This is a genomic window from Streptomyces mutabilis, from assembly GCF_014649815.1.
Taxonomy (GTDB): Bacteria; Actinomycetota; Actinomycetes; order Streptomycetales; family Streptomycetaceae; genus Streptomyces; species Streptomyces mutabilis.
This window is the reverse complement of the sequence record NZ_BMTT01000023.1, coordinates 1-24,054: the sequence shown is the minus strand read 5'-3', so window position 1 is coordinate 24,054 and position 24,054 is coordinate 1. Positions and strand designations below refer to the sequence as shown.

General features: G+C 72.0%; 31 protein-coding genes. 14 read left to right on the top strand and 17 right to left on the bottom strand.

The features are described 5' to 3' along the window. Window positions 1–3: 3 nt before the first annotated feature. Window positions 4–894: an NAD(P)-dependent oxidoreductase gene (locus IE142_RS30285; RefSeq protein ID WP_191888700.1), complete on the bottom strand. Its 891-nt coding sequence runs from the start codon at window positions 892–894 to the stop codon at window positions 4–6. A 50-nt stretch (window positions 895–944) separates the two neighbouring features. Between IE142_RS30285 and IE142_RS30280 the strand changes: the two genes are divergently transcribed. Then, a complete protein-coding gene (locus IE142_RS30280) occupies window positions 945–1,304 on the top strand; it encodes a winged helix-turn-helix transcriptional regulator (protein ID WP_191888699.1) in 360 nt (119 codons plus the stop codon). A 308-nt stretch (window positions 1,305–1,612) separates the two neighbouring features. On the opposite strand, the gene IE142_RS30275 is transcribed toward IE142_RS30280, so the two are convergent. Continuing rightward, the gene (locus IE142_RS30275; RefSeq protein ID WP_191888698.1) at window positions 1,613–2,086 is read right to left on the bottom strand and encodes a DUF2269 family protein; all 474 of its coding nucleotides are present in this window, start codon (window positions 2,084–2,086) and stop codon (window positions 1,613–1,615) included. A gap of 84 nt (window positions 2,087–2,170) precedes the next feature. Here IE142_RS30275 and IE142_RS30270 point away from each other — a divergent pair, with 84 nt between their 5' ends. The 5 genes from IE142_RS30270 (at window position 2,171) to IE142_RS30250 (ending at window position 5,589) form a co-directional block, all read left to right on the top strand. Further along, complete coding sequence (locus tag IE142_RS30270; protein ID WP_191888697.1) at window positions 2,171–2,512, top strand: PadR family transcriptional regulator; 342 nt, start codon at window positions 2,171–2,173, stop codon at window positions 2,510–2,512. After that, window positions 2,509–3,207, top strand: coding sequence for a permease prefix domain 1-containing protein (locus IE142_RS30265; protein ID WP_191888696.1), 699 nt, complete (start codon window positions 2,509–2,511; stop codon window positions 3,205–3,207). The genes IE142_RS30270 and IE142_RS30265 overlap by 4 nt, the downstream gene beginning before the upstream one ends. 642 nt (window positions 3,208–3,849) lie before the next feature. Continuing rightward, window positions 3,850–4,377, top strand: coding sequence for a helix-turn-helix domain-containing protein (locus IE142_RS30260; RefSeq protein ID WP_191888695.1), 528 nt, complete (start codon window positions 3,850–3,852; stop codon window positions 4,375–4,377). A 76-nt stretch (window positions 4,378–4,453) separates the two neighbouring features. After that, window positions 4,454–5,074 carry a hypothetical protein gene (locus tag IE142_RS30255; protein WP_191888694.1) on the top strand — a complete coding sequence of 207 codons (621 nt, stop codon included), beginning with the start codon at window positions 4,454–4,456 and terminating at the stop codon, window positions 5,072–5,074. A 179-nt stretch (window positions 5,075–5,253) separates the two neighbouring features. Continuing rightward, entirely contained in the window at window positions 5,254–5,589 is a 336-nt protein-coding gene (locus IE142_RS30250) for a DUF2516 family protein (protein WP_191888693.1), read from the top strand. A 36-nt stretch (window positions 5,590–5,625) separates the two neighbouring features. Here the strand turns inward: IE142_RS30250 and IE142_RS30245 are convergent, their stop codons facing one another. The 3 genes from IE142_RS30245 to IE142_RS30235 all read right to left on the bottom strand — a co-directional run bounded on the left by IE142_RS30245 (window position 5,626) and on the right by IE142_RS30235 (window position 9,487). Beyond that, window positions 5,626–7,086 carry a PP2C family protein-serine/threonine phosphatase gene (locus tag IE142_RS30245; protein ID WP_191888692.1) on the bottom strand — a complete coding sequence of 487 codons (1,461 nt, stop codon included), beginning with the start codon at window positions 7,084–7,086 and terminating at the stop codon, window positions 5,626–5,628. Window positions 7,087–7,346: 260 nt separating this feature from the next. Further along, window positions 7,347–8,456 (bottom strand): C40 family peptidase, encoded by a 1,110-nt coding sequence (locus IE142_RS30240; protein ID WP_191888691.1) that lies wholly within the window; start codon window positions 8,454–8,456, stop codon window positions 7,347–7,349. 203 nt (window positions 8,457–8,659) lie between these two features. Then, a complete protein-coding gene (locus IE142_RS30235) occupies window positions 8,660–9,487 on the bottom strand; it encodes a class I SAM-dependent methyltransferase (RefSeq protein WP_191888690.1) in 828 nt (275 codons plus the stop codon). 209 nt (window positions 9,488–9,696) lie between these two features. On the opposite strand from IE142_RS30235, the gene mshA reads away from it, so the two are divergent. After that, complete coding sequence (gene mshA, locus IE142_RS30230) at window positions 9,697–11,070, top strand: D-inositol-3-phosphate glycosyltransferase (protein ID WP_191888689.1); 1,374 nt, start codon at window positions 9,697–9,699, stop codon at window positions 11,068–11,070. After that, on the top strand, window positions 11,063–11,566 hold the full coding sequence (locus tag IE142_RS30225; RefSeq protein ID WP_191888688.1) for a type III secretion system chaperone family protein: 504 nt from the start codon (window positions 11,063–11,065) through the stop codon (window positions 11,564–11,566). Before mshA ends, IE142_RS30225 begins: the two co-directional genes overlap by 8 nt. Window positions 11,567–11,573: 7 nt before the next feature. Here the strand turns inward: IE142_RS30225 and IE142_RS30220 are convergent, their stop codons facing one another. Further along, the gene (locus IE142_RS30220; protein ID WP_191888687.1) at window positions 11,574–12,386 is read right to left on the bottom strand and encodes an AraC family transcriptional regulator; all 813 of its coding nucleotides are present in this window, start codon (window positions 12,384–12,386) and stop codon (window positions 11,574–11,576) included. Window positions 12,387–12,435: 49 nt separating this feature from the next. Here IE142_RS30220 and IE142_RS30215 point away from each other — a divergent pair, with 49 nt between their 5' ends. Then, window positions 12,436–12,891 carry a DUF2000 domain-containing protein gene (locus tag IE142_RS30215; protein WP_191888686.1) on the top strand — a complete coding sequence of 152 codons (456 nt, stop codon included), beginning with the start codon at window positions 12,436–12,438 and terminating at the stop codon, window positions 12,889–12,891. 25 nt (window positions 12,892–12,916) lie between these two features. Here the strand turns inward: IE142_RS30215 and IE142_RS30210 are convergent, their stop codons facing one another. Then, complete coding sequence (locus tag IE142_RS30210) at window positions 12,917–14,215, bottom strand: MDR family MFS transporter (RefSeq protein ID WP_229831001.1); 1,299 nt, start codon at window positions 14,213–14,215, stop codon at window positions 12,917–12,919. Window positions 14,216–14,393: 178 nt separating this feature from the next. On the opposite strand from IE142_RS30210, the gene IE142_RS30205 reads away from it, so the two are divergent. Further along, complete coding sequence (locus IE142_RS30205; RefSeq protein ID WP_043381926.1) at window positions 14,394–15,155, top strand: phosphoglyceromutase; 762 nt, start codon at window positions 14,394–14,396, stop codon at window positions 15,153–15,155. Between the two features lie 80 nt (window positions 15,156–15,235). Here IE142_RS30205 and IE142_RS30200 read toward each other — a convergent pair whose 3' ends face one another. The 10 genes from IE142_RS30200 to IE142_RS30155 form a co-directional block, all read right to left on the bottom strand. Beyond that, window positions 15,236–16,483, bottom strand: coding sequence for a tyrosine-type recombinase/integrase (locus tag IE142_RS30200; RefSeq protein WP_191888685.1), 1,248 nt, complete (start codon window positions 16,481–16,483; stop codon window positions 15,236–15,238). Next, window positions 16,483–16,722 (bottom strand): helix-turn-helix transcriptional regulator, encoded by a 240-nt coding sequence (locus IE142_RS30195; protein ID WP_191888684.1) that lies wholly within the window; start codon window positions 16,720–16,722, stop codon window positions 16,483–16,485. The genes IE142_RS30200 and IE142_RS30195 overlap by 1 nt, the downstream gene beginning before the upstream one ends. Next, entirely contained in the window at window positions 16,715–18,010 is a 1,296-nt protein-coding gene (locus IE142_RS30190) for a replication initiator (RefSeq protein WP_191888683.1), read from the bottom strand. Before IE142_RS30190 ends, IE142_RS30195 begins: the two co-directional genes overlap by 8 nt. A gap of 153 nt (window positions 18,011–18,163) precedes the next feature. Next, window positions 18,164–18,409: a SpdD protein gene (locus tag IE142_RS30185; RefSeq protein ID WP_191888682.1), complete on the bottom strand. Its 246-nt coding sequence runs from the start codon at window positions 18,407–18,409 to the stop codon at window positions 18,164–18,166. A gap of 25 nt (window positions 18,410–18,434) precedes the next feature. Continuing rightward, window positions 18,435–18,629 carry a hypothetical protein gene (locus IE142_RS30180; protein ID WP_081236037.1) on the bottom strand — a complete coding sequence of 65 codons (195 nt, stop codon included), beginning with the start codon at window positions 18,627–18,629 and terminating at the stop codon, window positions 18,435–18,437. Window positions 18,630–18,644: 15 nt separating this feature from the next. Beyond that, the gene (locus IE142_RS30175; RefSeq protein WP_191888681.1) at window positions 18,645–18,836 is read right to left on the bottom strand and encodes a mobile element transfer protein; all 192 of its coding nucleotides are present in this window, start codon (window positions 18,834–18,836) and stop codon (window positions 18,645–18,647) included. A 12-nt stretch (window positions 18,837–18,848) separates the two neighbouring features. After that, on the bottom strand, window positions 18,849–19,505 hold the full coding sequence (locus IE142_RS30170; protein WP_191888680.1) for a DUF2637 domain-containing protein: 657 nt from the start codon (window positions 19,503–19,505) through the stop codon (window positions 18,849–18,851). 88 nt (window positions 19,506–19,593) lie between these two features. Then, entirely contained in the window at window positions 19,594–20,973 is a 1,380-nt protein-coding gene (locus IE142_RS30165; protein ID WP_191888679.1) for an FtsK/SpoIIIE domain-containing protein, read from the bottom strand. Beyond that, on the bottom strand, window positions 20,973–21,329 hold the full coding sequence (locus tag IE142_RS30160) for an SCO3933 family regulatory protein (RefSeq protein WP_191857901.1): 357 nt from the start codon (window positions 21,327–21,329) through the stop codon (window positions 20,973–20,975). Before IE142_RS30160 ends, IE142_RS30165 begins: the two co-directional genes overlap by 1 nt. 155 nt (window positions 21,330–21,484) lie before the next feature. Further along, window positions 21,485–22,270 carry a GntR family transcriptional regulator gene (locus tag IE142_RS30155; protein WP_191888678.1) on the bottom strand — a complete coding sequence of 262 codons (786 nt, stop codon included), beginning with the start codon at window positions 22,268–22,270 and terminating at the stop codon, window positions 21,485–21,487. A 107-nt stretch (window positions 22,271–22,377) separates the two neighbouring features. Between IE142_RS30155 and IE142_RS30150 the strand changes: the two genes are divergently transcribed. The 4 genes from IE142_RS30150 to IE142_RS30135 all read left to right on the top strand — a co-directional run bounded on the left by IE142_RS30150 (window position 22,378) and on the right by IE142_RS30135 (window position 23,978). Next, window positions 22,378–22,785 (top strand): NUDIX hydrolase, encoded by a 408-nt coding sequence (locus IE142_RS30150; RefSeq protein WP_191888743.1) that lies wholly within the window; start codon window positions 22,378–22,380, stop codon window positions 22,783–22,785. A gap of 46 nt (window positions 22,786–22,831) precedes the next feature. After that, window positions 22,832–23,263: an ATP-binding protein gene (locus IE142_RS30145; protein ID WP_191888677.1), complete on the top strand. Its 432-nt coding sequence runs from the start codon at window positions 22,832–22,834 to the stop codon at window positions 23,261–23,263. A gap of 98 nt (window positions 23,264–23,361) precedes the next feature. Beyond that, the gene (locus IE142_RS30140) at window positions 23,362–23,604 is read left to right on the top strand and encodes a hypothetical protein (RefSeq protein ID WP_306432619.1); all 243 of its coding nucleotides are present in this window, start codon (window positions 23,362–23,364) and stop codon (window positions 23,602–23,604) included. Further along, the gene (locus tag IE142_RS30135) at window positions 23,601–23,978 is read left to right on the top strand and encodes a hypothetical protein (RefSeq protein WP_191888675.1); all 378 of its coding nucleotides are present in this window, start codon (window positions 23,601–23,603) and stop codon (window positions 23,976–23,978) included. Before IE142_RS30140 ends, IE142_RS30135 begins: the two co-directional genes overlap by 4 nt. The last annotated feature ends 76 nt before the right edge of the window (window positions 23,979–24,054 follow it).

The following is a 24,054-nucleotide window of genomic DNA, read 5'->3' as shown; positions in this document are numbered from 1 at the left end:
GGGTCAGCGTCCGGTGATCACGTCGGCGACCCGGGTGTACCCGTCCGCGCCGTGCCCGCGCGCGATGACCCGCCGGGCCTGCCCCTCGATGACCCGCATCAAACTCGCGTCGATGCCGTGCGCCTCGGAGGCGTGGACGACGTGGGCCATCGTCGAGGCGGCCGAGGTGATCGGGTTCAGCTCGCCCGAGCAGGTGCCGGCGTCGGTGTCGGCGGCGAACTCGGTGAACAGCGGAGGCAGGATCGCGGCGATGCCCTGTGCGAACGGCGCGAGTTCCGCGCCGGTGACGCCTTCCGCGCGGGCCACGGTGAGGGCGTGGACGTAACCCGCCATCGCGGTCCAGAAGATGTCGAGCAGCGCGATGTCATAGGCCGCGGCCCGCCCGGTGTCCTCGCCGAGGTGGGTGTGCGTGCCGCCGAGCGCCGCCAGCACCGGCCGGTGCTCCCGGTACAGCTCCTCGGGGCCGCTGTGCAGGAACACGGCATCGTCCGTGCCGATGGTCGGGGTCGGGGTCATGATCGCGCCGTCCAGGTAACGGATGCCGTGGCGGTCGGCCCACTCGGCCGTGTCCCGGGCCCGTGCGGGGGTGTCGGCGCTCAGGTTCACGACCGTGCGGCCCTTGAGGGCGGCGGTGACGGCGTCCCGGCGCAGTACGGCGTCGGAGGCGTCGTAGTTCACCACGCAGACGACGGTCAGCGGAGCGGCGGCGACGGCCTCCTCGGCGGAGGACGCCGGAACCGCGCCCCGCGCGACCAGGTCGGTGTCCCGGCCGGGCGTGCGGTTCCAGACGGTGGTGCGCAGCCCGGCGTCCAGGAAGGCGGCGGTCAGCGCCCGGCCCATCGGGCCCAACCCGAGGACGGTGACGCCGGCGGGCTGGTCGGTGTGTGCGGACATGCTTCAACTCCCGTAACGTGAATGGCGTTTGCTCATGAATGGGGGACGACATGGCACACCGGCGCCACGATCCGAACGTCTGCGGAGTGACCGCCGCGATCGCCGTGATCGAGGGCAAGTGGAAGACCACGCTGCTGTGGCTGCTGGAGTCCGGCCCGCACCGGCCGGCCGAACTGCGCCGGAAGGTGCCGGGCCTCACCGAGAAGGTGCTGACCCAGGCGCTGCGCGAGATGGAGGCGGACGGACTCGTGGACCGGCGGGTGTACGACGAGCTGCCGCTGCGGACCGAGTACTCCCTGACTCCGTTCGGCCGCGACCTCGCCGAGGCCCTCTCCCCCCTCTCCGACTGGGGCCACCGCCGCCTGGACCGGCTGGCCGGACCCGAGGCCGCCACCCGCACGGCCTCCTGACGTCCGCCTGCACCCTCAGTTTCGGACGGGCGCGGCGCCCTGCCCAGTACGCACAAAAAAGTGGGTACGGCGCCCGGGCCCGTCCGTCGCTCGGCCGCGAAGGTCCTGGCGGCCGGCGGGAAGGGGTGCTCACGTGTTCGGCCGGTCCGCCGTCGTGGCCGTCCGGCCGGGGACTTGGGACCGGCGTCGGATCCGCCGCGCGGCGAGCGGCCGGCGGACTTCCGCGATCGCGGCGGGCCGTCGGGCGCCGGGTCATGCGGCGGGCGAGGTGGTCGAAGCGGCCTCGCTCCGAGGTACGTGCGGGGGGATCACACTCCCGTGGTGGAGCCGGGGCGGACGATCATCAGGATGACGACGATCGCCCAGATGACGTTGAAGATGCCGGTGAGCATGGTCAGCCTGGTCGCCGCGGGGCGTGGATCGTCCTGGGCGGGTGAGTCCTGGGCCGACGCGAGCAGGCGTTGCTGGCCGGGCAGGACGGCCGTGGCGAGGAGGATCGCGGCGACCACGGTCAGCACGAGCGACGCGATCAGCCAGGCGTCGGTGAGGACGCCGAGCGCGGCGGCGGTGGCGAGCCCGAAGGCCGGCACGGCGATACCGGCGAGAGCGTAGCCGCGGCAGATCCTGTGCAGGAGGGCGGCGATCGAGGCGGCTCGGGCGTCCGGGTCCCGGCCGCCGGCCGCCCGCAGTGCGTAGCGGGGGAACATCGAGGCGGCCACGGTGATCGACCCGACCGTCAGGATCGCCACGAGGACATGTATGGACAGCAGCACCTTGGCCACTTGGGCGCCTCCAAGTCGGAGTACGAATGTGTTGGCTGCCAATACATACACTGCCTACGGCATTTTTGGGTAGGCTGCCTACTCATGAGGGCAGACGCGGTGCGAGGGCACCTGGACGGACTGTTGCTGGCCGTGCTCGAACCGGGCCCGCTGCACGGTTACGCGATCATCGCGGCGGTCCAGCAGCGCAGCGGGGGCGCACTGGAACTGCGCACGGGCACGATCTACCCGGCCCTGAACCGGCTGGAGCGGCTCGGGCTGCTCAGCAGCAGCTGGCAGTCCTCCGGCGAACGGCGACGGCGGTGCTACGAACTCACCGACGCGGGTCGGCAGACCCTGGCCGGTGAGCGGACCGCGTGGAACGAGTTCACCGCGGCGATCGGCTCGGTCCTGAACCCCGCCGCACCGCCCGGGCTTCCCACGTGAGCGCCGTGAGTCGGCCGGCCGACCCCGTCGAGGACTATGTCGCCGCCCTGACGGCGGCCCTGCACGGTCCGGCCCGGGCCAAGACCCGGATGATCGAGGAGATACGCGACGGCCTCGCGGACACGGTGGCGGCGTACGCCGACGACGGAGTGCCCTACCGGCGCGCCGCTCACCAGGCGGTACGTGAGTTCGGGACCCCCGACGAGCTCGTGGAGAGCTGCCAACGGGAACTGACCATCGCCCAGGCCCGGCACACCGCCCGGGCCGTCGCTCTCACCGCCCCCCTCCTGGTCGCCTGCTGGTACCTGGCCCGGACCGCCCACCGCGGCGACGTTTGGCAACTGCCGCACACGGCCCAGCTGCTGGCCGTCCACCTGGCCGCCATCGCGACCGTCGCCGCACTGCTCGCCGCGGTGACGCTGGCCGTCACCGGCTCCCTGGCCCGCCGGCTGCCCACGCCCCGTCGGCTCCCCCTGGCGGTCGCCTGGGCCGGTACCACCGCGAGCGTGGCCATGGCGGTCGCGACGCTCGCGCTCGCCACCGCCTCCCTCCTGGCCGTGAACTGGCCGCTGCTCGCGTTCGCCGGCGTACTCGCGGCCTCGTCCCACGCCGCGGTGGCGGCCTCGGCCCGCGCCTGCCGCCGGTGCGCGCGCATCCCGGCGGTGCGTCCCACCGTCCCCGGGCCGTGCGCCTGATGTGATGCCCTCCGCACGCCGCAGAGGAACCACGAGCTGTCCCGTCGTCGCGCGCCGAGCCCACGGAAGCAGTGCGTTTCGCGTCGCTCGTGCGGGCTCCAGGGGGCGAGGACGGTCCTGCCGATGGCGGCGCGCTCCTCGAAGGCCCGGTGCGCTGCGGCGACCTGCGACAACGGCAGGACGGCGCCGATGATCGGCTCGGGTTCGCCGACGGCGGCCGCACCGAACGCCTCGTCGCGCAGCCCGCACCGCGGGCCCGGTGCCAGAGCCGCGGAGTCGCAGCCTGTCACGCAGACGCCGCGGTGATACACGGCGAGCGGGTCGACTGACCGCGCTGGGGCGCACCGTGCTCGATTTCATCGCCGCGGGCCGACGCTGGGCGGAAGACCACATGCTCACCCTGCTCGCCGCCCGCGACGCGTACGGGAACCGCACCACCGGGAGCGGGTGACCGACCTCGCCCGCAGTGACGCCACGGCTCTCCTCTGTCGATCACGTACGTGTGCGGGACCGCCGGTTGACAGGACTCGTTGGAAGGCGACCTCTGCCGCGTGGAGTCACTTGCGGCCGGTTCCGGCAGTCGAGGCACACTATTGCAAGCGCATGCTTGCAATAGTTAGCGGGCTGGTGCATGGTGGGGGCATGGCCTCGCTCAACGTCGGCAATCTCGGTGAGTACCTGCGCGAGCAGCGGCGCAACGCGCAGCTGTCGCTGCGACAGCTCGCCGAGGCCGCGGGCGTGTCCAATCCTTACCTGAGCCAGATCGAGCGCGGGCTGCGCAAGCCGAGCGCGGAGGTGCTCCAGCAGGTCGCCAAGGCGCTGCGGATCTCCGCCGAGACGCTCTACGTGCGGGCCGGGATCCTGGACGCGGAGCGTGACCGGGACGACGTGGAGACGCGTGCGGTGCTCCTCGCCGACCCCTCGCTCAACGAGCGGCAGAAGCAGGTGCTGCTCCAGATCTACGAGTCCTTCCGCAAGGAGAACGGGTTCGGGGCAGACGCAGACGCAGACGCAGACGCAGACGCAGACGCAGACGCTGCCGATGACGGCGAGGTGCGGGTCCAGGACACGGCGGCGGGCGACGCCGCCGGAGGCGCGGACTCCATACCGGGCCCCCGACCCCGTACGACCGGCGGCAGCGACGCCGGCCCGCGGCGGACGGCCGGATAACGGCAGAGAGCAGCCGGCCGGGCGCGGGACCACCACAAAACCCTCAGCCGAACGCAATTCCGGAGGACCAGACACCATGGCCATCACCGACGACCTGCGCAAGACCTTCAGCGACCCCACCCCGCTCTACTTCGCCGCGGGCACCGCCGACCTGGCCTTCCAGCAGGCCAAGAAGGTGCCGGTGCTGGTGGACCAGCTGCGCGCCGAGGCCCCGGCGCGGATCGAGGCCGTGCGCAACACCGACCCGAAGGCCGTCCAGGAGAAGGCGACGGCCCGCGTCAAGGAGACCCAGGGCACCCTCCAGGCCAAGGCCAACGAGCTCTTCGGCTCCCTCGACGCCGACTTCAAGAAGCTCGGCGAGACCGCCCAGGACCTCGCACTGCGCTCGGTCGGCGTCGCCGCCGAGTACGCCGTCAAGGCCCGGGAGACCTACGAGAAGGTCGCCGAGCGCGGCGAGCAGGCCGTGCGCACCTGGCGCGGCCAGGCCGCCGAGGGCATCGAGGACATCGCCGAGGAGGTGGAGGAACTCGCCGTGGCCGTCGAGCCGGCCAAGCCCGCCACGGCCGAGCCCGCCACGGCCGAGCCGGTCGAGGTCACCGAGGACAGTTCTGCCGCGGCGAGGAAGACCCCGGCTCCGCGCAAGGCCCCGGCCAAGAAGAGCCCCGCCGCCAAGAGGGCGACGCCGCCCGCCAAGTAGGTGGCACCCGCTCCAGTAGGTGGCATCCGCCCGCCCGGTGGATGGCACCGGAGCGCCGGGCGGGCGCGCCGGAGCCGGGCCGCGGGCACCGGGCCGGGCACCTCTGGGGTGTCCGGCCCGTTCTGCGGGTACGGTGACCGCGTAAGGACGATCCGACTCGGGTGGTGGACGTTGTGCTGATGCAGGGGTTCGCAGGCTTCATGTGGCTGCTGAGCATCGCCCTGATCCTTTTCAGCGGCTTCGCGTTGATCGACGCCGCCACGCGCCGTGAGGACGCCTACCGCGCGGCCGACAAGAAGACCAAGCCGTTCTGGCTGATCATCCTCGGGCTCGCCTTCGTGGTGAACCTGGTCTTCAACATCCTGTCGTTCCTGCCGATCATCGGGCTCATCGCGACGATCGTGTACATGGTCGACGTACGGCCCGCGCTGCGCGGCCTGCCGGGCGGCGGCCGCAGCAGCCGCCGCGGTTCCAGCAGCGACGGCCCCTACGGTCCCTACAACGGCGGCCGCTGACTCCCGAGGCGGGCTGCCGCCCCGGGGCCGGGCGGCTCAGGGCGTCCGGTCCAGCAGGACCACGGCCACGTCGTCGGCCAGTTCGCCGCCGTTCAGCTCACGGACCTCGTTGACGGTCGCCCGCAACAACTGCTCGCCCTGCAACCCCTCGGCGAGCTGCCGGCGGACCATCTCCACCATGCCGTCCTGGCCGAGCCGCTCCCGGCCCCCGCCGACGTGTCCCTCGATCAGGCCGTCGGTGTAGAGCATCAGGCTCCACTCGGCGCCCAGCTCCACCTGCATGCGCGGCCAGCGGGCGCCCGGCAGCAGGCCGAGCGCCGGGCCGTTGTTGTCGTAGGGCAGCAGCCTCGCCGGCGTGCCCGGGCCGGCGATCAGCGGCGCCGGATGCCCGGCCAGGCACAGGCCGGCGCGGCGGCCGTCCGGGGCTATGTCCACGGCGCACAGGGTCGCGAAGATCTCGTCGTGCGCCCGCTCGTGCTCCAGCACCTGCTGGAGCGTGCCCAGCAGCTGGTCGCCGCAGAGCCCCGCCAGGGTCAGCGCGCGCCACGCGATCCGCAGCTCCACGCCGAGCGCCGCCTCGTCCGGACCGTGCCCGCACACGTCGCCGATCATGGCGTGCACGGTGCCGTCCGGGGTGCGGACGACGTCGTAGAAGTCGCCGCCGAGCAGGGCGCGGGAGCGGCCCGGCCGGTAGCGGGCGGCGAAGCGCAGAGGCGAGCCCTCCAGGAGCGGGGTCGGCAGCAGACCGCGCTCCAGGCGGCGGTTCTCCTGCGCCCGCAGCCGGCCCTCGGCCAGGCGCCGCTCCGCCGAGTCGGACCGCTTGCGCTCGACGGCGTAGCGGATCGCGCGGCTCAGCAGCCGTCCGTCGAGTTCGTCGCGGAACAGGTAGTCCTGGGCGCCGACGGCCACGGCCTCCGCGCCGCGCTCGGCGTCGCTGGAGGAGGTGAGCGCGAGCACCGCGTGCCGGGGCGCGAGCTCCAGCACCTCCCGCAGCACCGCCAGCTCGTCGTGTCCGTCCGCGGCCCCGTCGCCGCCGTCGTCGGCGCCCGCGCGGGCCTGGCCGGGGGACGGCAGGGCGAGGTCCAGCAGGATGCAGTGGACATCGTCGGTCAGCAGCCGGCCGGCCTCGGTGAGGTTGCGGGCCGTGCGGACGCGGATCGGCTTGCCGGACTGGTCGAGCAGGTCGGGCACGATCGGGGAGCCGCCCGGGTCGTCCTCGATCAGCAGCACCGTCAGGTTCGTGGGGACAGCGCTCTCACGCTGGTCCGTGCTCCGGCCCGGGGTCCGGTCCGTGGTCCGGTTCGGGGTGTTCTCGCGGGTCTCCGTGGTCTTCTCGCGCTTCTGCGTGGGGTTCTCCGGCCGGCCGGAGGGATTCTCGGCCGGGGGCGTCCCGGGCGGGGCCTGTTCCTTGGAAGGGCCGCGGTCCTGGGACGCGGCGGGCGCCTGACCACACTCCACGGCCGGGATCGCCCTTGGCCGCGGTACGGGTACGGGCATCGTCTTGGTTTCCTTCCCTCCCCCCGAGGGCATGGCGGGGCGAGGGACCTCGACCCACCGACGGGGACCATAGCGGGTGACGCCGCCGCTGCGGAATGGTCCAGGACACGCCGGGCGGCCGTCGGCCACTGCCATATGCCGCGTCATGTACCGCAGTTGGACACGTCGACCGGGGACCCGGGATGACGAACGTCACGCGGGGCGGGGCCCCGGGCGTGGACTGGGTCACGTGGCCCGGTTCACGTTCTCGGCGCACCCGGTCACTCCTGGGCGGATGCTCCCGTGTCGGGGCGTACCACCCCGAGTATGGGCATCGAGCCCGCCCCCGCGATCGTGATCGAGCGACCCGGGCGCGGGGCGTGCACGACGGAACCGTCGCCGACGTACATGCCGACGTGGCTGGCGTCGTCGAAGTAGATGATCAGGTCGCCAGGGCGCATGTCCTCGATGTCCACGCGCGTCAGCTGCTTCCACTGCTGCTGGGAGGTGCGCGGTATCGCCGTGCCGGCCGCCACCCAGGCCTGTGAGGTCAGGCCGGAGCAGTCGTATGCCTGCGGCCCCTCGGCGCCCCACTGGTACGGCTTTCCGACCTGGGCGGTGGCGTACTCGACCGCCTTGCGGCCCTGCTCGGTCGCCCCGCTGTCGAGGTCCTGCAGGATGCCGGAGCCGAGCCAGGCGGTCTGGGCCTTTTCCTGGGCCTCCCGCTCCAGCCGGGCCAGGCGCTCCTTCTCCTCCTGCTCCAGCTCGGACTCCAGCTTCTCGGCCGCCTTGATCTGCTTCTCGACCTTCTTCCGGGCGGTGGCCTTGGCCTTGCGGTTCGCCTCCAGCTTCTCGAACTGGGCCGAGGCGTCCGCGGCGTAGGCCTTCAGGTCAGCCTGGGTGCGCGTCATCTCGCCGAGCAGGCCTTTGGTGGCGCGCTGGCCCTGGACGACGCGGCCGGTGCCGTCGAGGAAGTTCTCGGGGTCGTCGCTCAGCATCAGCTTGGCCTCGTCGGGCAGGCCGCCGGTGCGGTACTGGGAGCGGGCCGCCGCGCCCGCACGGTCCTTGAGGCCGTCCAGCTTCTCCTGGCCCTTGACGATCTTCTTGGCCAGTTCGGCGATCTCGGCGGACTGCTTGTCCGCCTTCTCCTCGGCGGCGTTGTACTCGTCCGTGGCCGAGGCCGCCGCGCGGTAGAGCTCGTCGAGCTTCTTGCGTACGGCTTCCAAATCCTTGCCCGGGGTGGCGGCGGGAGCGGTGGACGAGGCGCCGGGTGTGCCGGGCGCCGGTGAGGGCCCGGGGGCCGCGAACGCCGTACCCGGCGCCGCCAGCACGGTGACCGCGCAGACCACGGTCGCGGCAGCGGTCGTCCAGCCATGCTTCCCCGCGCGCATACCTCGCCCCCAGAACTGATTAACCGTCAGTAACATACGTCGCCTGGGGGATCGTGCCATGCCGGCGCGGAAAGCGACAGAGGTCGTGCTTCCCTCCTGCACCCCTTTCTGCCGCGCCGTACGACGATTCCCCGCTGTGTGACGAAAGCCGCACGGAGATCGTTCCCGCCCCGCCCCGCCGCACCTTGCGGACGCCGTCCTGCTCAACCGCGCGGCGCCAGCGCCTCCCACCGCACCGTCACCTCGCCCTGGCGCCAGCGCGCCGGTCCGTCCGTCACCGGCCAGTGCGCGGTCAGCTCCCGCACCGCCCGCATCCAGCGCTGGCGGGCGCCGTAGGAGGCGTAGGGCGCGGCGGCGGCCCAGGCGCGGTCGAAGTCGCGCAGGAAGGCGTGCACGGGCTCGCCCGGGACGTTTCGGTGGATCAGCGCCTTCGGCAGCCGTTCCGCCAGGTCGGAGGGCCGGTCCAGGGAGCCCAGCCGGGTGGCGAGGGTGACCGTGCGCGGCCCCTCGGGCCCGAGCGCCACCCACACGTGCCGGCGCCCGATCTCGTCACAGGTCCCCTCGACCAGCAGCCCGCCGCGCGAGTGCTCCGACGCGGGCGCGAGCCGCGCGCACAGCCGCTGCCATACCGCGGCCACCTGGTCCTCGTCGTACTGCCGCAGCACGTTCGCCGCGCGGATGAGCAGCGGACGGCGGGACTCGGCTCCGAGGGGGACCTCGAAGCCGCCGTGCCGGAAGTCGAGGCCCTCGCGGGCGTACGGTTCGGCCGCCGCCACCCGCGCCGGGTCGATCTCGACGCCCACCACGCGCGCGTGCGGCGCGACCGTGCGCAGGCGGTGCAGCAGCTCGACGGCCGTCCAGGGGGCCGCGCCGTAACCGAGGTCCACGGCGACGGGGTCGGCGGTGCGGCGCAGCTCGGCACCGTGGGTGGTGGCGATCCAGCGGTCCATTCGGCGCAGCCGGTTCGGATTCGTCGTCCCGCGCGTGACCGTGCCCACGGGGGCCGTGCGGGCGGTGGCGCGGGAGGGCATGCGTACGAGGGTATGCGGCCGGGGCCGCCGACTCGGACGCGTCCGCCCTCAGCGAGCTCAACCGCCCCTCGAACGGTTGAGCGATAGGCGGTAATGATTCGGCAAAGGTTGGGAATCCGGAAATGGACCCTCCCTGTCCGGTGTTCCCACTCCTCGGAGGGTGGCGCTCGTCCTCCGTCCGGCATGCCCGCAGCGAGGAGGAACGGCTCGTGAGCCAGTACGTCAGCAGGCTCGGACGTCGCTCACCGGCGGCCTCACCGCGGCTGCGGCTGCACCGCAGGCCCCGACGCGTCGCCATGCTCTCCGTGCACACCTCACCGCTCCACCAGCCCGGCACCGGCGACGCCGGCGGCATGAACGTCTACATCGTCGAACTCGCGCAGCGCCTGGCCGCGATCAACATCGAGGTCGAGATCTTCACGCGCGCGACGGCCGGGGGACTCCCGCCGTCCGTCCAGCTCGCCCCCGGCGTCCTCGTCCGCCACGTCGACGCCGGTCCCTACGAGGGCCTGGCGAAGGAAGACCTGCCCGCCCAGCTGTGCGCCTTCACGCACGGCGTGATGCAGGCCTGGGCCGGCCACCGCCCCGGCCACTACGACCTGGTTCACTCCCACTACTGGCTCTCCGGCCACGTCGGCTGGCTCGCCGCCCAGCGCTGGGGCGCCCCCCTCGTGCACGCCATGCACACCATGGCCAAGGTCAAGAACGCCAACCTGGCCGACGGCGACACCCCCGAGCCCGCCGCCCGCGTCATCGGCGAGACCCAGATCGTCGCCGCCTCCGACCGGCTGATCGCCAACACCGCCGAGGAGGCCGACGAACTCGTCCGGCACTACGCCGCCGACCCGGCCAAGGTCGCCGTCGTCCACCCCGGCGTGAACCTCGACCGCTTCCGCCCCTTCCCCAAGGGCGCCGAGCCCGGCCCCGGCGAGAGCGCGAACGCCCGCGCCGCCGCCCGCGCCCGCCTCGGCCTGCCCCAGGACGCGCTGATCCCCCTCTTCGCCGGCCGCATACAGCCGCTGAAGGCCCCCGACATCCTGCTCCGCGCGGTCGCCGTCCTCCTCGACGAACGCCCCGAGCTGCGCTCCCGCATCCTCGTCCCCGTCGTCGGCGGCCCCAGCGGCAGCGGCCTCGCCAAGCCGGAGGGCCTGCAGAAACTCGCCGCGCGGCTCGGCATCGCCGACGTCGTTCGCTTCCGCCCGCCCGTCGGGCAGGAACAGCTCGCCGACTGGTTCCGGGCCGCGTCCGTCCTCGTCATGCCCTCCTACAGCGAGTCCTTCGGCCTGGTCGCCATAGAGGCCCAGGCGGCCGGCACCCCGGTCCTCGCCGCCGCGGTCGGCGGTCTCCCGGTCGCCGTGCGCGACGGACACACCGGCCGCCTCGTCGAGGGCCACGATCCCGCCGCTTACGCGCGCGTGCTGCGCGATTTCGCCGACAACCCGGAGCTGGTGCCCCGGATGGGCGACGCCGCCGCCCGGCACGCCCAGTCCTTCGGCTGGGACAGCGCCGCCGCCGCGACCGCCGACGTCTACACGGCCGCGATCCACGACCACCGCCGTCGCGTACGCTCCCACCATGGCTGAGGCAGCGCAGAGGGCAGCACAGGTCGTCGAGGACGCCCTGAAGGACGCCGAGCTGGAGTGGGAGAGCCCCGAGCCCGGCAACTACGTCGTGAAGCTCCCCGGCATTCGCAAGCTCTCCACCACGGTCTCCCTCCTCGTCGGCCGGCACTCCCTCTCCCTCAACGCGTTCGTCGTCCGCCACCCCGACGAGAACGAACCGGCCGTCCACCGCTGGCTCCTGGAGCGCAACCTCAAGCTGTACGGCGTGAGTTACGCCGTCGACCGCCTCGGCGACGTCTACGTCACCGCGAAGCTCCCGCTGGCCGCCGTCACGCCCGACGAGATCGACCGCCTCCTCGGCCAGGTCCTGGAGGCCGCCGACGGCGCCTTCAACACCCTGCTGGAGCTGGGCTTCGCGACGGCCATCCGCAAGGAGTACGAGTGGCGGACCGCGCGCGGGGAGTCGACGCGGAACCTGGAGGCGTTCCAGCGCCTGATCGAGCGCTCCCAGGACTGACGTCCGGTCAGCGCGGGGCGGGACTCGTGCGGTAGCGCCCCGGAGTGACGCCCACCAACCGCTTGAAGTGCCGGGTCAGATGGGCCTGGTCGTAGAAGCCGGTGGCCCCGGCCACCTCCGCGGGGGTGTGCCCCGCCAGCAGCAGCCGCCGGGCCCGGTCGACGCGCCGGGACGTCAGGTACTGGTGCGGCGCGATGCCGTAGGCGGCGCTGAACGCCCGTACCAGGTGGGCCGGGTGGGCGGGCACGAGCCCGGTGGCCTCGTCGAGGGTGACGCCCTGGACGACCCGCTCGTCCAGCAACTCCCGCAGCCGGCGCGCCAGCACGAGATCCCGGCGCGCCCGGTCCCGGGGCTCCCGCGGTCGCAGATGGGCGTGCAGCCGCTCCCCGATCAACGTCAGCCGGCTCTCCGCCTCCAACTCCTCCCCGGGCAGCGCGAGCGCCGCGTGCAACTGACCGACCCGCCGCCGCAGCACCGGGTCCCGCAGGTCGGGGGCGTCGACGGCCGGTCCGATCAGCTCGTCGCCGAGCCGGGAGGCGTCCAGGTACAAAACGCGCTTGCGGAAGCCGTCCGGGGTCGCGGGGGAGCCGTTGTGCGGCACGTGCGGCGGCAGCAGCGACACCGTGTCGTGCGGGGTGCCGTGCTCGTGCCGGTCCAGGTCGTACCGTACGGCCCCGTCGTCGACGATGAGCAACGTCCACGCGTCATGGACGTGCATCGGATAGGCGTACTCGGTGTAGTGGGCGTGGAAGACCTCGACGACGCCCGGGACGCGGGGTCGCCAGGCGGAGACGGTGCGCGTCCGCTGGTCGGCGGCCATGCAAAGAACGTACAAGACCCGTCCGCGCACGGACCGGCAGTCTCACCGTATGAACACGACGCACGCCACGGCCCCCGCGGCCCCCGACGCCCCCGTCCGCTTCGACACAAAGATCGCCGTCCTGCTGCGCGAGGACCTGGAGACCTGGCAGCGGCTCAACGTCACCGCCTTCCTGGTCAGCGGCCTGGGCACGCAGTGCCCCGAGGTGATCGGCGAGCCGTACGAGGACGCGGACGCGGTCGGCTACCTGCCGATGTTCCGACAGCCGGTGCTGGTCTTCGAGGGCACCAAGGAGACGCTGACCAGCGCCCACGCGCGCGTGCTCTCCCGCGCCCTGCCCCGCGCGGTGTTCACGTCCGACCTCTTCACCACGGGCAACGACCGGGACAACCGGGCGGCGGTCCGGGCCGTGTCCACCGCGGAACTGGACCTGGTGGGCCTCGCGGTGCACGGCCCGAGGAACGCCGTGGACAAGGTGCTGAAGGGCGCGCGGATGCACCCCTGAGCGGGGCGGTGCCCGTCGGCGGCGGTCAGGCTTTGGTGACCTCGGGCGCGGCGGGCGCGGGCGCGGGCGCGGACGTGGACGTGTCGGGGACCGTCTTCGTGACCGCGGCGTCTTCCCGGGGCATCCCCCGCATGAGCGCCCAGTACCCGGCCGCCGCCACCGTCCCGACGACGGCGCACACGCCCCACAGCCACTCGGCGCCCCAGCGGTCGATGACCAACCCGGACATCAGCGGCGCGACCAGGGAGGCGACCGCCCAGGACATGGTGTACATCCCCTGGTATCGCCCGCGCCCCTGCACGGGGGAGAGGCGGACGACGATCCCCGTCTGGGTGGGCGCGTTGACGATCTCGGCCAGCGTCCACACGCACACGGTGAGGGCGAACACGGCGACCGACCCCGCGAAGGCGGTGAGCCCGAAGCCGTACCCGGCCAACAGCGCCGAGCCGACCAGCAGCAGCCGCGGATCGCGGTGCTCGATGAACCGCGTGACGGGAATCTGCAGTACGACGATCAGCACACCGTTGACGGCGATCGCCATACCGAAGTCGGCCGGCGTGAAACCCGCCTCACCCATGGCCACCGGCAGCCCGACGTAGGCCTGCTGGAAGATCAGGGCGATGAGGAAGGACAGCCCGACCACACCCATGTACCGCCCGTCGCGCAGCACGGTCCCGAGCGAGACGGGCGCCGCGTCCCCGGCGCCGGACGCCCCGCCGGCGTCCTCCTCCGGCCGCGACTCGGGCAGCTTCACGAAGACGAGCACGGCGCACGCGAGCGTCATCCCGGCCTCGATCAGGAACCCGGCGAGGTAGCTGACCTCGGCGATGAAACCGGCCGCCATGGAGGAGACCGCGAAACCCAGGTTGATGGCCCAGTAGTTGAGCGAGAAGGCCCGGATACGGTCCTCGGGCCGCACGATGTCCGCCATCATCGCCTGCACCGCCGGCCGGGAGGCGTTGCTCGCCATGCCGACCAGGAAGGCGACGGCCGCGATCGCGACCGGGTCCCGCACGAAGCCGAGCAGTGCGACGGACAGCGCGGTGGAGACCTGCGCGACGAGCAGCGTGGGCCGCCGTCCGAGCCGGTCGGCCATCACCCCGCCGCCCAGCGACGACAGCACTCCGCCCAGCCCGTGCAGGGCGGCGACCAGACCGGCGTAGGAGGCGGAGTAGCCGCGGTCGATGGTCAGGTACAGCGCCATGAAGGTGGCGACGAAGGCGCCGAGCCGGTTGACCAGGGTGCTGGCCCACAGCCACCAGAACTCGCGGGGGAGCCCGGACACGGACTCCCGCACGGCACGCCTGACACCGGTGACGGACATGGGACCCCCGAGAAGACTGTGAGCGCGGGACGCTGTACCTGGCTGTAAGTGGCCGAAGCCGTGAGCACAACTTACGAACGCGAGGGCCCGCGGGCCATTCGATTAACACTTCCCGTCAACCGTCCGCGCTTCGGGAGCCCCGCGCGGCCGGTGCGAGGGTTCGATTAGGCTCGGAAGCATGGCCGACGCACCGTACAAGCTGATCCTCCTCCGCCACGGCGAGAGCGAGTGGAACGAGAAGAACCTGTTCACCGGCTGGGTGGACGTCAACCTCACCCCCAAGGGCGAGAAGGAGGCGACGCGCGGCGGCGAGCTGCTCAAGGACGCCGGCCTGCTGCCCGACGTGGTCCACACGTCCGTCCAGAAGCGCGCGATCCGCACGGCCCAGCTCGCGCTGGAGGCCGCCGACCGCCACTGGATCCCCGTCCACCGTCACTGGCGCCTGAACGAGCGCCACTACGGCGCCCTCCAGGGCAAGGACAAGGCCCAGACGCTCGCCGAGTTCGGCGAGGAGCAGTTCATGCTGTGGCGCCGCTCCTACGACACCCCGCCGCCGCCGCTGGACCGCGACGCCGAGTACTCCCAGTTCTCCGACGCCCGCTACGCGATGCTCCCGCCGGAGCTGCGCCCGCAGACGGAGTGCCTGAAGGACGTCGTCGGCCGCATGCTGCCGTACTGGTTCGACAGCATCGTCCCCGACCTCCTCACCGGCCGCACGGTCCTGGTCGCCGCCCACGGCAACAGCCTGCGCGCCCTCGTGAAGCACCTCGACGGCATCTCCGACGCCGACATCGCGGGCCTGAACATCCCGACGGGCATCCCGCTGTCGTACGAACTCGACGCCGAGTTCAAGCCTCTGAACCCGGGCGGGACCTACCTGGACCCGGACGCGGCCGCGGCGGCGATCGAGGCGGTCAAGAACCAGGGCAAGAAGAAGTAAGCCCGCACGAAAAAGCCCCCTGCCTGCGGGTTTTCCGCGAGCAGGGGGCTTGTCGCTGCCTCTGGGCCGTCTCTGGGCCGTCAGGTGCGGGACGGCTCCGGCCGGGCCGTGTCGAAGACGGCGGCGACCGCCTTGCGGGTGCGCTCCTGGCTGGACGGCATCAGGTGCGCGTACACCCGGAGTGTCAGGCCCGGGTCAGAGTGGCCGAGGTACTCGGCAAGGGCCTTGATGTTCTCCCCCGCGTCCAGGAGAACCGAGGCGTAGAAGTGACGGAGGGCGTGCATACCGTTCTCTCGGGACTCGGCGTACGGCCGTCCCCGCTCGGGCACAGGGATGACGCCCGCTGCAGCCAGCGCCGGTTTCCACGCCTCCTCGTTGAGCGACGTACGCCAGACGTGCCCGCCGCGCGGCCCGGTGAAGATGAGCCGATTGGTCACCGGAGGACCGTCGGCAACCTTCCACGGCAAGGTGATCTCGACCGGCGGGAACCGCTTCATGTGGGCCCGGAGCGCATCGGCCACCGGACCGGGAAGCGGCACGTCCCGCAGCTTGCCGCCCTTCGGCGGCGCGAACACGGCCTTGCTGCGGCTCAGCTTCAGTTGCTGGACCACGTGGAGCGTGTCCGAGTCGAAGTCGATGGCGTCGACGGCCACGCCCAGGATCTCGCCCTGGCGGAGTCCGCAGCCGCCGCCCAAGTCGACCATCGCTTGATAGCGCTCGGGCATGGCGGCCCGGACGGCGAAGACCCGCTCGGGTGTCCAGGGCACGATGCGCTTGTTGTCGACGGTCGGCGGCCGGACGGACCGGGCGGCACACGGGTTCCGGGGAAGGTGCCCGTCGTCCACCGCCGCACTGAGCGCCGCCCGCACGTTGGAGTAGATCGTCCGGGCGTACGACCCGCGGACGCCGTTCTCCTGTAACTGCCGCACCCAGTCCCGGATGTGCGCCGGTTGGAAGGAGCCGAGCGGACGCGAGCCGAGGTAAGGGAAGGCGTGCAGCCGTAGTTGTGACTCCATCGAGGCCTGGGTGTTCGGGTCGGCGCCCTGTGTGGCGACCCAGCGCTCGGCGTATTGCTGGAAGGTGATCCGGGCGGCGCGCGGGTCGATGTACTGCCCGCGCGCCATGTCCGCCTTGATGTGCGCCAGCCACTGATCAGCGAGCCGCTTCTGACGGTCGGGGAAGCTCTTGGCCTTCTCCGTGCCGTCCGGGCCGACGTAGCGAGCGCGGTAGCGGAGACCGGATCCGTAGCGCTCGGTCTTGACCTTGCGCACCTTCCCATCCGGGCCGGTCTCGGTTCTGTACCAACGGTCTTGGACGTGCCCGGCCATCAGGCGGCAGCCCCTTCCCGCAGGGACTCGACCCAGGCTTGGACGTCCGCAGGGTCGTAGCGCAGGTGTCGGCCGACCCGGAAGCCACGGGGACCGGTGCGCTTGCGGCGCCACTGGTAGACCGTCTCGACGCTGGGCAGGTCGAACATCGCTACCAGGTCGTCAGGAGTCAGGTACCGCGACGGCAGACCACGCGGCTCGGAGACCGCTTCCGCGACAACGAGGCGACGGCTACCCATGAGTGGGTTCTCCTTCCGTTCCGGGGGCGGGTTCGAGGGTTTCGGCGAGCCAGGCTTCGGCGTCGGTGAGGCCGGTTCCGGCGTAGACCCAGTGCGCGAGGACGAGGGTCGTGTCCGGGTCGGTCTCGGCCGCTTCCAAGGCCTGGGCGCGGCGCCATTCGGCGCGGGCGTCGCGGAGGGCGCCGAGGGTGGTGGAGTAGCGGCGGGACTTGGTGGAGAAGTGGCCGCGGAAGCCGAGCATGTGGGCCCAGGCCCGCAGGCGGAGGTGTTCGAGGTCTTTACGCGCGCCGAGGGTCCAGGCGGTGCGGATAAGCCGACGGGCGTGGTCGCTGATGTCGAGCTGGGCGAGTTCCGCGAGGAACCTCAGCGGCCGGTCCAGAGCTCCCGTCGCCGTCTCGGCGCCCTTGGTGGCGTACTTGGCGATGTACGCGGCGACGGCCCGCTCGGTCAGCTCCTGACCGCCGTCGAAGTCGGCCGAGCGGATGGTGCGGACGTCGAGCTGGCGGCCGAAGGCGAAGGTGTGGGCGCGGCCATCGACGACCGGACCGTCCACACGGGCGGCGGTGGCGGCGGCCCGGATGGCGTCGGTCAACAGCTCGGCGGTGGCCCAGGCGGGAGGCGGGGTGTCGCCACCCTCGGGGCCGTCGAGGCGGATGACGGCGTGGAAGTGGACGGCCCCGCGCTTCTGGTACTCGGCGACCTTGGCGAAAGACACCCGGGCGTACTCGCGGAAGGCCCGTTGCGTGAGGCCGGCGCGCTTGGCGACTTCCCGGCGCAGGTAGATCGAGAAGCGCCGCCACAACGGACCGGCGTGCGCGTTCCAGAGGACGGCCGCTTCGTAGTCGTAGGTGTCCGGGTCGAGCGGGGTGCCGAGGGCGGGGTCGTCCTGGTCGTGGAGCGCGCCGCAGCGGCAGCGGCGGACCGACCCGGCCGGGCCGGTGGGGCGGTTGTGGACCGGGCCGAAGCCGGGTGGGGTGAAGGTGGCGAAGACGCGCGGGTGGGCGGCGACACGTTCAGGGACGCCCTTGCCGCCGCGCAGGCCGGAGGTGATCAGGTGAAAGGTGTCGCGGCGGTACACCTCGGCGCAGGCCGCGCACCGGGTGATGCGGCGGTTGTTGCAGCGGACCAGGAGGTGACCGGCCGGGAGGCTGGAGGAGACGAGGTGGTGGAGGACGTTGCCGATCTCGCCGGTGCGGGTGTCGACGGTGTACTCGGTGCGGTGGCCGTCGAGGCGGATCGGGTGCGTGCAGCCTCCGAGGCCGGCGAGCTGGCGCAGGAGTGCGGGCATGGTGCCGAGGGCGGCCAGTTCGCCGAGTTCGCGGAGCGGAGGCGGAGTGGCGCGGGTGATGATGGCTTTCTCCTTCTGGTTCGGCTGGAGGGGGACGGCCCCCGGGGCGGCGGATGCTTGGCGGTATCGAGGCCGCCCCGGGGGTCCGGTGCGTCAGCGGCGGTGCTGGTCGCGCAGCAGCGAGCGCAGGACCACGGCGGCGACGGCCACGGAGACGGCCGTGACGGCGACGGCGGCCAGGAGCGCGGTCAGCACGACGCCGCCGACGAGGGCGGCCGCGACCGCTCCGGTGCTGACGGAGATCTGAGGAGCCGGCCGCCGAGCGGGCATCTGGTCGGCCACGGTGTGGGGGTGCGCGGGCGGCGGCGTCGGGCTGTCGGGGTACTTGGGCAGGAACACGGCGGAGCTCTCCTTATCTACTCGTCTAGTTATGTGAGCCATTGACGATGTCCACGCCGGAGCGCGTGCCGGACTCGATGGCGGGGGCCAGGAAGGTGTCCGAGAGCCAGAAGCCGAAGAGGGCGATCAGGACGACGATCCACGTGCGGACGCCGAGGAACTTGACCGCTCCCCAGGCGAAGAAGCCGAGGAGGACGACGAGCGGCAGGCTGACGGTCACGGTGTGCGGGTCCTTTCATCGGACGGGGCAGCGGTGGGTACGGGCGGCCAGTTCGGCGGCGGCGCGGCTGTCGTAGTCGGCGGAGAAGCCGCAGCGCGGGGCCGTGCAGACGGCGGTGTGCTTCTCCCGGCCGCGGCCGTCGTAGGACGTGCCGACCTGGACGGGGCCGATGCGGGTGACGGAGCGGAAGCGACGGTTAGCGCTCACGTGGGTCTCCTTTCAGAGCTGGGCGGCGATGGCGTCGGCCATGGGGGGCGGGACGCCGAGGCGGGCGCGCAGGGTCGGGGTGTCGATGGCCGTTCCGGTGCGGGCGTGGTGCTCGGCGGCGACTTTGCGGGCGTGCTCGACCAGGGCGGCCGGGACGGCGACCGGCGGGGCCGGGGCCGGAGTCGGTACCGGCTCGACTGCCGGAGGCACCGGGGGTTCCGGTGCGGGATCGGGCGCGTCCTCCTGGTCCTCGATGTCCTCGGGCACCTCCTGGCCCACGGCGTCACTGGTCTCGTCGTGCGTGGTCGGTGACGAGTGGACGAGGAGGGTTCCGCCGAGGAAGGCCACCGCGGGCCAGCCCGCGACGAGGATGCGGAGCCAGGCCGGCACGTGGTCCAGGTCGAGCAGTCCGGCGGTGGCGACGTTGGCGCCCAGGGACGCGGCGAGGGCGATCAGGAACCAGCACCACCCGGCCGCTTTCGCGTCGCCGGACCGCAGTCGGCGCCAGGCGGCGACGAGCAGCAGGTCGACCGAGACGGGATAGGCCCACGCCTTCCACCCGTCCTGTCCGGCCGCCGAGGCGACGTCGTGCAGGTGGGCGAAGGACAGCGCGGCGGCGATGACCGCTTGGACGAGTACCGCGTCGACGCGGGCCAGGTGGGCGCGCATGCTGCGGCTCCTTCCGGGTTCGGGCATGGGAGGGGTAGGGACATAGCGTGAGACGGTCACGCCGACCGGGGATGAGCGCGGGCGCGGGTCAGTCGGTCACCGGGCGGGGCCGCACCACCGGGCCCGGCATCTCAACGGGCGGCCGTACGGGGACGCCGGGCCGGAAGGGCTTGAGCGCGGGCAGGTCGGGGACAAGGTGGGCCGACTCGCGGCAGGTCTCGGCGGCTTCGCCGAGGGAGAGGTACGGCGTGCGGATGCGGGACCAGCCGCCGGAGGTGTCACCGGCCACGGCGAGGCCGGGCCGTTCGGGGGCGATGGCGCAGGCTGCGGAGACCGCCTCGGGGGCGATGTCGCCGAGTGCCATCTTGGCGGAGGCTTCATCGTTGACGCGGTGGCAGACACGGCCGGTCAACTGGGCCCGCAGCATGGTCGCGCCCTTGCCCAGCTCAGCGCCGAAGCGCTGACCGCAGACCTCCAGGTAGATGCCAGCGGCCCGGCCGAGCTGGGCGAGCCGGATGAGCTGGGTGACCATCTCGTCCCGGCGTTCCTCGTCCTTCTTCGTGGCGACCAGGAACAGTTCGGCCACCTCGTCGACGAACAGCACGACGGGCACCGGGCGTTCGTGCTCGGGCAGACCCCAGATGTCGGAGGTGATCTCCTCGTCCGGCGTGTTCGGCGCGATGCCCTGCCGGGTCTTAATCAGGTCGTACCGGTCCTCCATCTCCTTGATCAGCACGGGCAGCAGCTCGGCGGCCTGCTCCGGGTCGGTGGCGAGCGCCGACAGGCGCGGGGCGAAGGGCGCCAGTTCCACGCCCCGCTTGCAGTCGATGCCGACGAGGGCGACGGGCTGACGGGCGAGGCCGGCGACGAGGTGCCGCAGGTACATGGACTTGCCGGACAGCGTGGCGCCGAGGGTGAGTTGGTGCGGAACGGTGCGGTAGTCGCGTACGAACGGAGTGGCGTCCTCGCGCAGCGCGACCGGCACCCGGAGCAGGTCCGGGCGAAGTTTGCGCGGCATACGCACCTGCCGCAGCACGTCGAAGCCGACGAGCCGCAGTTCGACCAGGCCCGGCTTGATCGTGGTCACGTAGACGGCGTGGACGCCCCAGGCGTGCCGCAGCCGTTCGGCGGAGGTGGCCACGTCGGCGGGTTCCTGCCCCGGGGCGAGCCGCAGGCGGACCCGCAGCCCCGTCGTGGTCGGCCGGATGATCCCCCGGCGCGGCGGTACGGGCCGGACCTCACGGCGAGTGGTGGCCTTGACCGCCAAGACCCGCAGCCGGGAGGGGGCCACGGTCAGCCCGCACGCTTCCATGACGGAGCCGTAGGAGCTGAGCAGCCGGACCGTGGACACCGGTAAGCCGAGCGTGGACCAGTAGACGCCGGGGTGTCGCGCCCGGGCGTAGGCGGCCCCACCGCCGAGCGCGGCGACGGGACCACCCACCTCCAGAAGCGTTGCCAGATCGGTCATCAGGCCGTGGCCCCCATGGCGGCCGGGAAGGCGGCCGGAGTGACGGCGGCGGCCCGGAAAGCGATGCCGTGGCGCTGCTGGCCGTTGAACACGCTCTCCCACGGCCGGGCGACCAGGCCCGGCAGCGAGACCGGGGCACCGAGGGCGAGCCCTTCCGACACCCCGCTCTCCGGAACGGTCACCTTGATCAGGGACGACTCCCCCTCTTCGATGTACACGACGCCGATCGTCATCAGCGCCTCACCGCTGACGGCGTCCTTCGCGATCTCGCCCGACTGCCGGTCGCGGACCTTGGGCTCGGGCGCCTCGGTCAGCAGGATCGTCGCGGCTGAGGTCTCCACACGGATGGTGCGCAAGGCTTCTTCCCATCTACTCGTCTAGACAAGATGCATCCTTCAAACCCGGCGACGCCGGGAACAGGATCACCTTGCCACACAACTTGCCCACTCGTCTATACGAGTATGCGTGTCGGTGTGTACGAGTCCGGAGAGGTGGCCTCGCGCACCGCCGATCAGGTCGCCGGAAGCTGGTAGGAGAGGACGTACGCGTCGGCCGCCATCACCGTGTCGCAGACCTCCACGGCCCGCCCCGCCGTGTCGAAGGCGGTACGAATCAGATGGATCACCGGCACACCGGAGGCCAGTTGCAGCGTCTTCACCTCGGACGGCGAAGGCATCCGGGCCCGGATCTCCTCCTCGAAGTGGTCGAGCTGGTGGCCCATTTCCTCGAGGCGGGCGTAGATGCCACCGGGGCCCGGGTTGGGCTCGGCAATCTGCGTACCGCGGGCGATGTCGAGCGGGAGATAAGACGTGGCGAACTCGACCGGCCGGCCGTCGAGCAGGTACCGGCGACGCCGAGCGAGCACGCGCCGCACGGACCCAAGCCGGGTGGAGATGTCCTGGCTGGCCTTCTCCTCCTTCACCTCCAGGCTGTCCACGGTCGGGTGACTGCCGGCGGCGTCGGCCTCCACGATGAACGCGGACTTCCCTTGCTCGCGGTGGCGCCGGGCGAACCGGTCGGAGGCGAGGCGGCGCACCGGAGGCCGGGGCCGGACGAAGACGCCCCGGCCGTGCTCGGCGTGCACCAGGCCCTCGCCCTGGAGGATGGAGAAGGAGTTCCGAACCGTCATCCGGGAAACCCCATAGTGCTCGACTAGCTCAGCCTCGGAGGGCAGCTTCTCCCCCTCCTTGAATCGCCCACGGTCGATGGCCTCGCGCAGCTGGTCGGCAATCTGCCGGAAGACCGCACGATCACTGGTCGGGTCGAGGCCGCCGAGGATGCTAGGTAGAGACGCCATGCGTACTCCTTTAGGTATCTAGACGAGTGGGCGAGTCTTGTTGCTACGGTGGAGAGCCTAGTCAGCCGAGAGGGCCGAGGAACGTGAGCACAGAACGCCCGCACTCCGTGAGCGTCGCCGGGGTCATCGTCGATGACCAAGGCCGGGCCCTCCTGATCAAGCGCCGCGACAACGGTCACTGGGAACCCCCGGGCGGAGTCCTCGAACGCGAGGAAACCATCCCCGAAGCCCTCCAGCGTGAAGTCCTCGAAGAGACCGGCATCAAAATCGAGCTGCCCGCGATCCTGACCGGCGTCTACAAGAACATGACGGGCCTGATCGTCTCCCTCGTCTTCCGCTGCCAGGCGGCCGACGGTACTCCCACCACGGGGGACGAGACCCACGCACTGCGCTGGGCCACCCGCGAAGAAGTCATCGAACTCGCCGACGAGGCGTACGCGATCCGTGTGCTTGACGCACTCGACGCGGCGTCCCCGCCGGCCGTCCGCGCCCACGACGGCGTGAAACTCGTCTAGCCCGAACCCGCTGCACATGGCGGCCTACCAGCACGAAGGAACTTGTATGCACGAGTATACGAGTAGCGCCCGGGTCTGGGGGCTCAGTTGCCCAGGATTCCCGGAAGAGGTCAGCAGGGCCCGCCGCTGGACCCGCGACATCCTGCGAGGTTCGCCGTTGGCCGAGGACGCCGAGCTGATCGTCAGCGAGCTGAGCGCGAACGCGATCCTCCACACGGCCAGCGGCCAGACATCCGGCAGCTTCCATCTGGCCCTGGCGGTCTCCCCGCAGGTGATCGCCCTGTCCGTCACGGACGACGGAGGCACCGGCACGGCGCCGAAGGTCGAGCACCAGGACCAGGAGGCGGAGCACGGCCGGGGCCTGGGCATGGTCAGCGCACTCGCTCACCGGGTCGTCGTCCACGGCAGCCACGGCGGCCACACGGTCACCGCGGAACTCTTCACCGATGCCAGCCCGGCAGGAGGGTACCCGTGCTGACGTCCGCTCCTCCCGCAGCGCTGAGCACAGGCAGCCGGCCCCTCCCCTACCGATGCCGAGCCGCGGCCTACCCGTTGAACGAGGTCTGTTCCATCCCCTTGGGATCACACGACGCCACGAGCCCACGCCTGGCACTGCGCTGGTTACGCGAGCGCACGCAGCACATCACCGACCAGCTCGACGCCGTATACGCACAACCGGGCCTGCACTGGCTGACGGACGAGGCCGAACACGAACGAGCCCTCGCCTACCTGACTGGTGGCACGGGGTACCAACTCACCCTCTACGACGAGAGCACCCGCTACGTGCTGCTGGCCTACCCGGCGGGAGCGACCCCATGAACGGGCCCACCCGCGGCTACTGGTGCGAATGCTGGACCGAGGAACTCACCGGCACGGGAGGGCCGGCGCGCCTGGCATCGTTCGACGCATACTCGGCACCCCAGGCAGACCGCTGGGTAGCCATCGCTCTCCGCACCATCTCACCGGCGCTCGACTCCGACGCATCGGACGAAGCGTGGACGTGGCTGTACGAAGAGCGCGCCGAAACCCGCAGAGCCTTGATGCGCTCAGAGCCCTGCACGGTGACCATCACCCATGCCGACGTCCGCATCACCTGGACGATCCGACCAGTGATCTTCCAGCCCCTCGCACACCGGCAGGACGCCGAACCCCCAGCATGCGCACGAAGCTTCAAGCCCCACCGCGCAGACTGAGTTACAACTTTCTCTACTAGGGTCCGTCTTCAAACGGATCTTGCCCAGAGTAGGAATGAGGCGAGATTGACCGCTG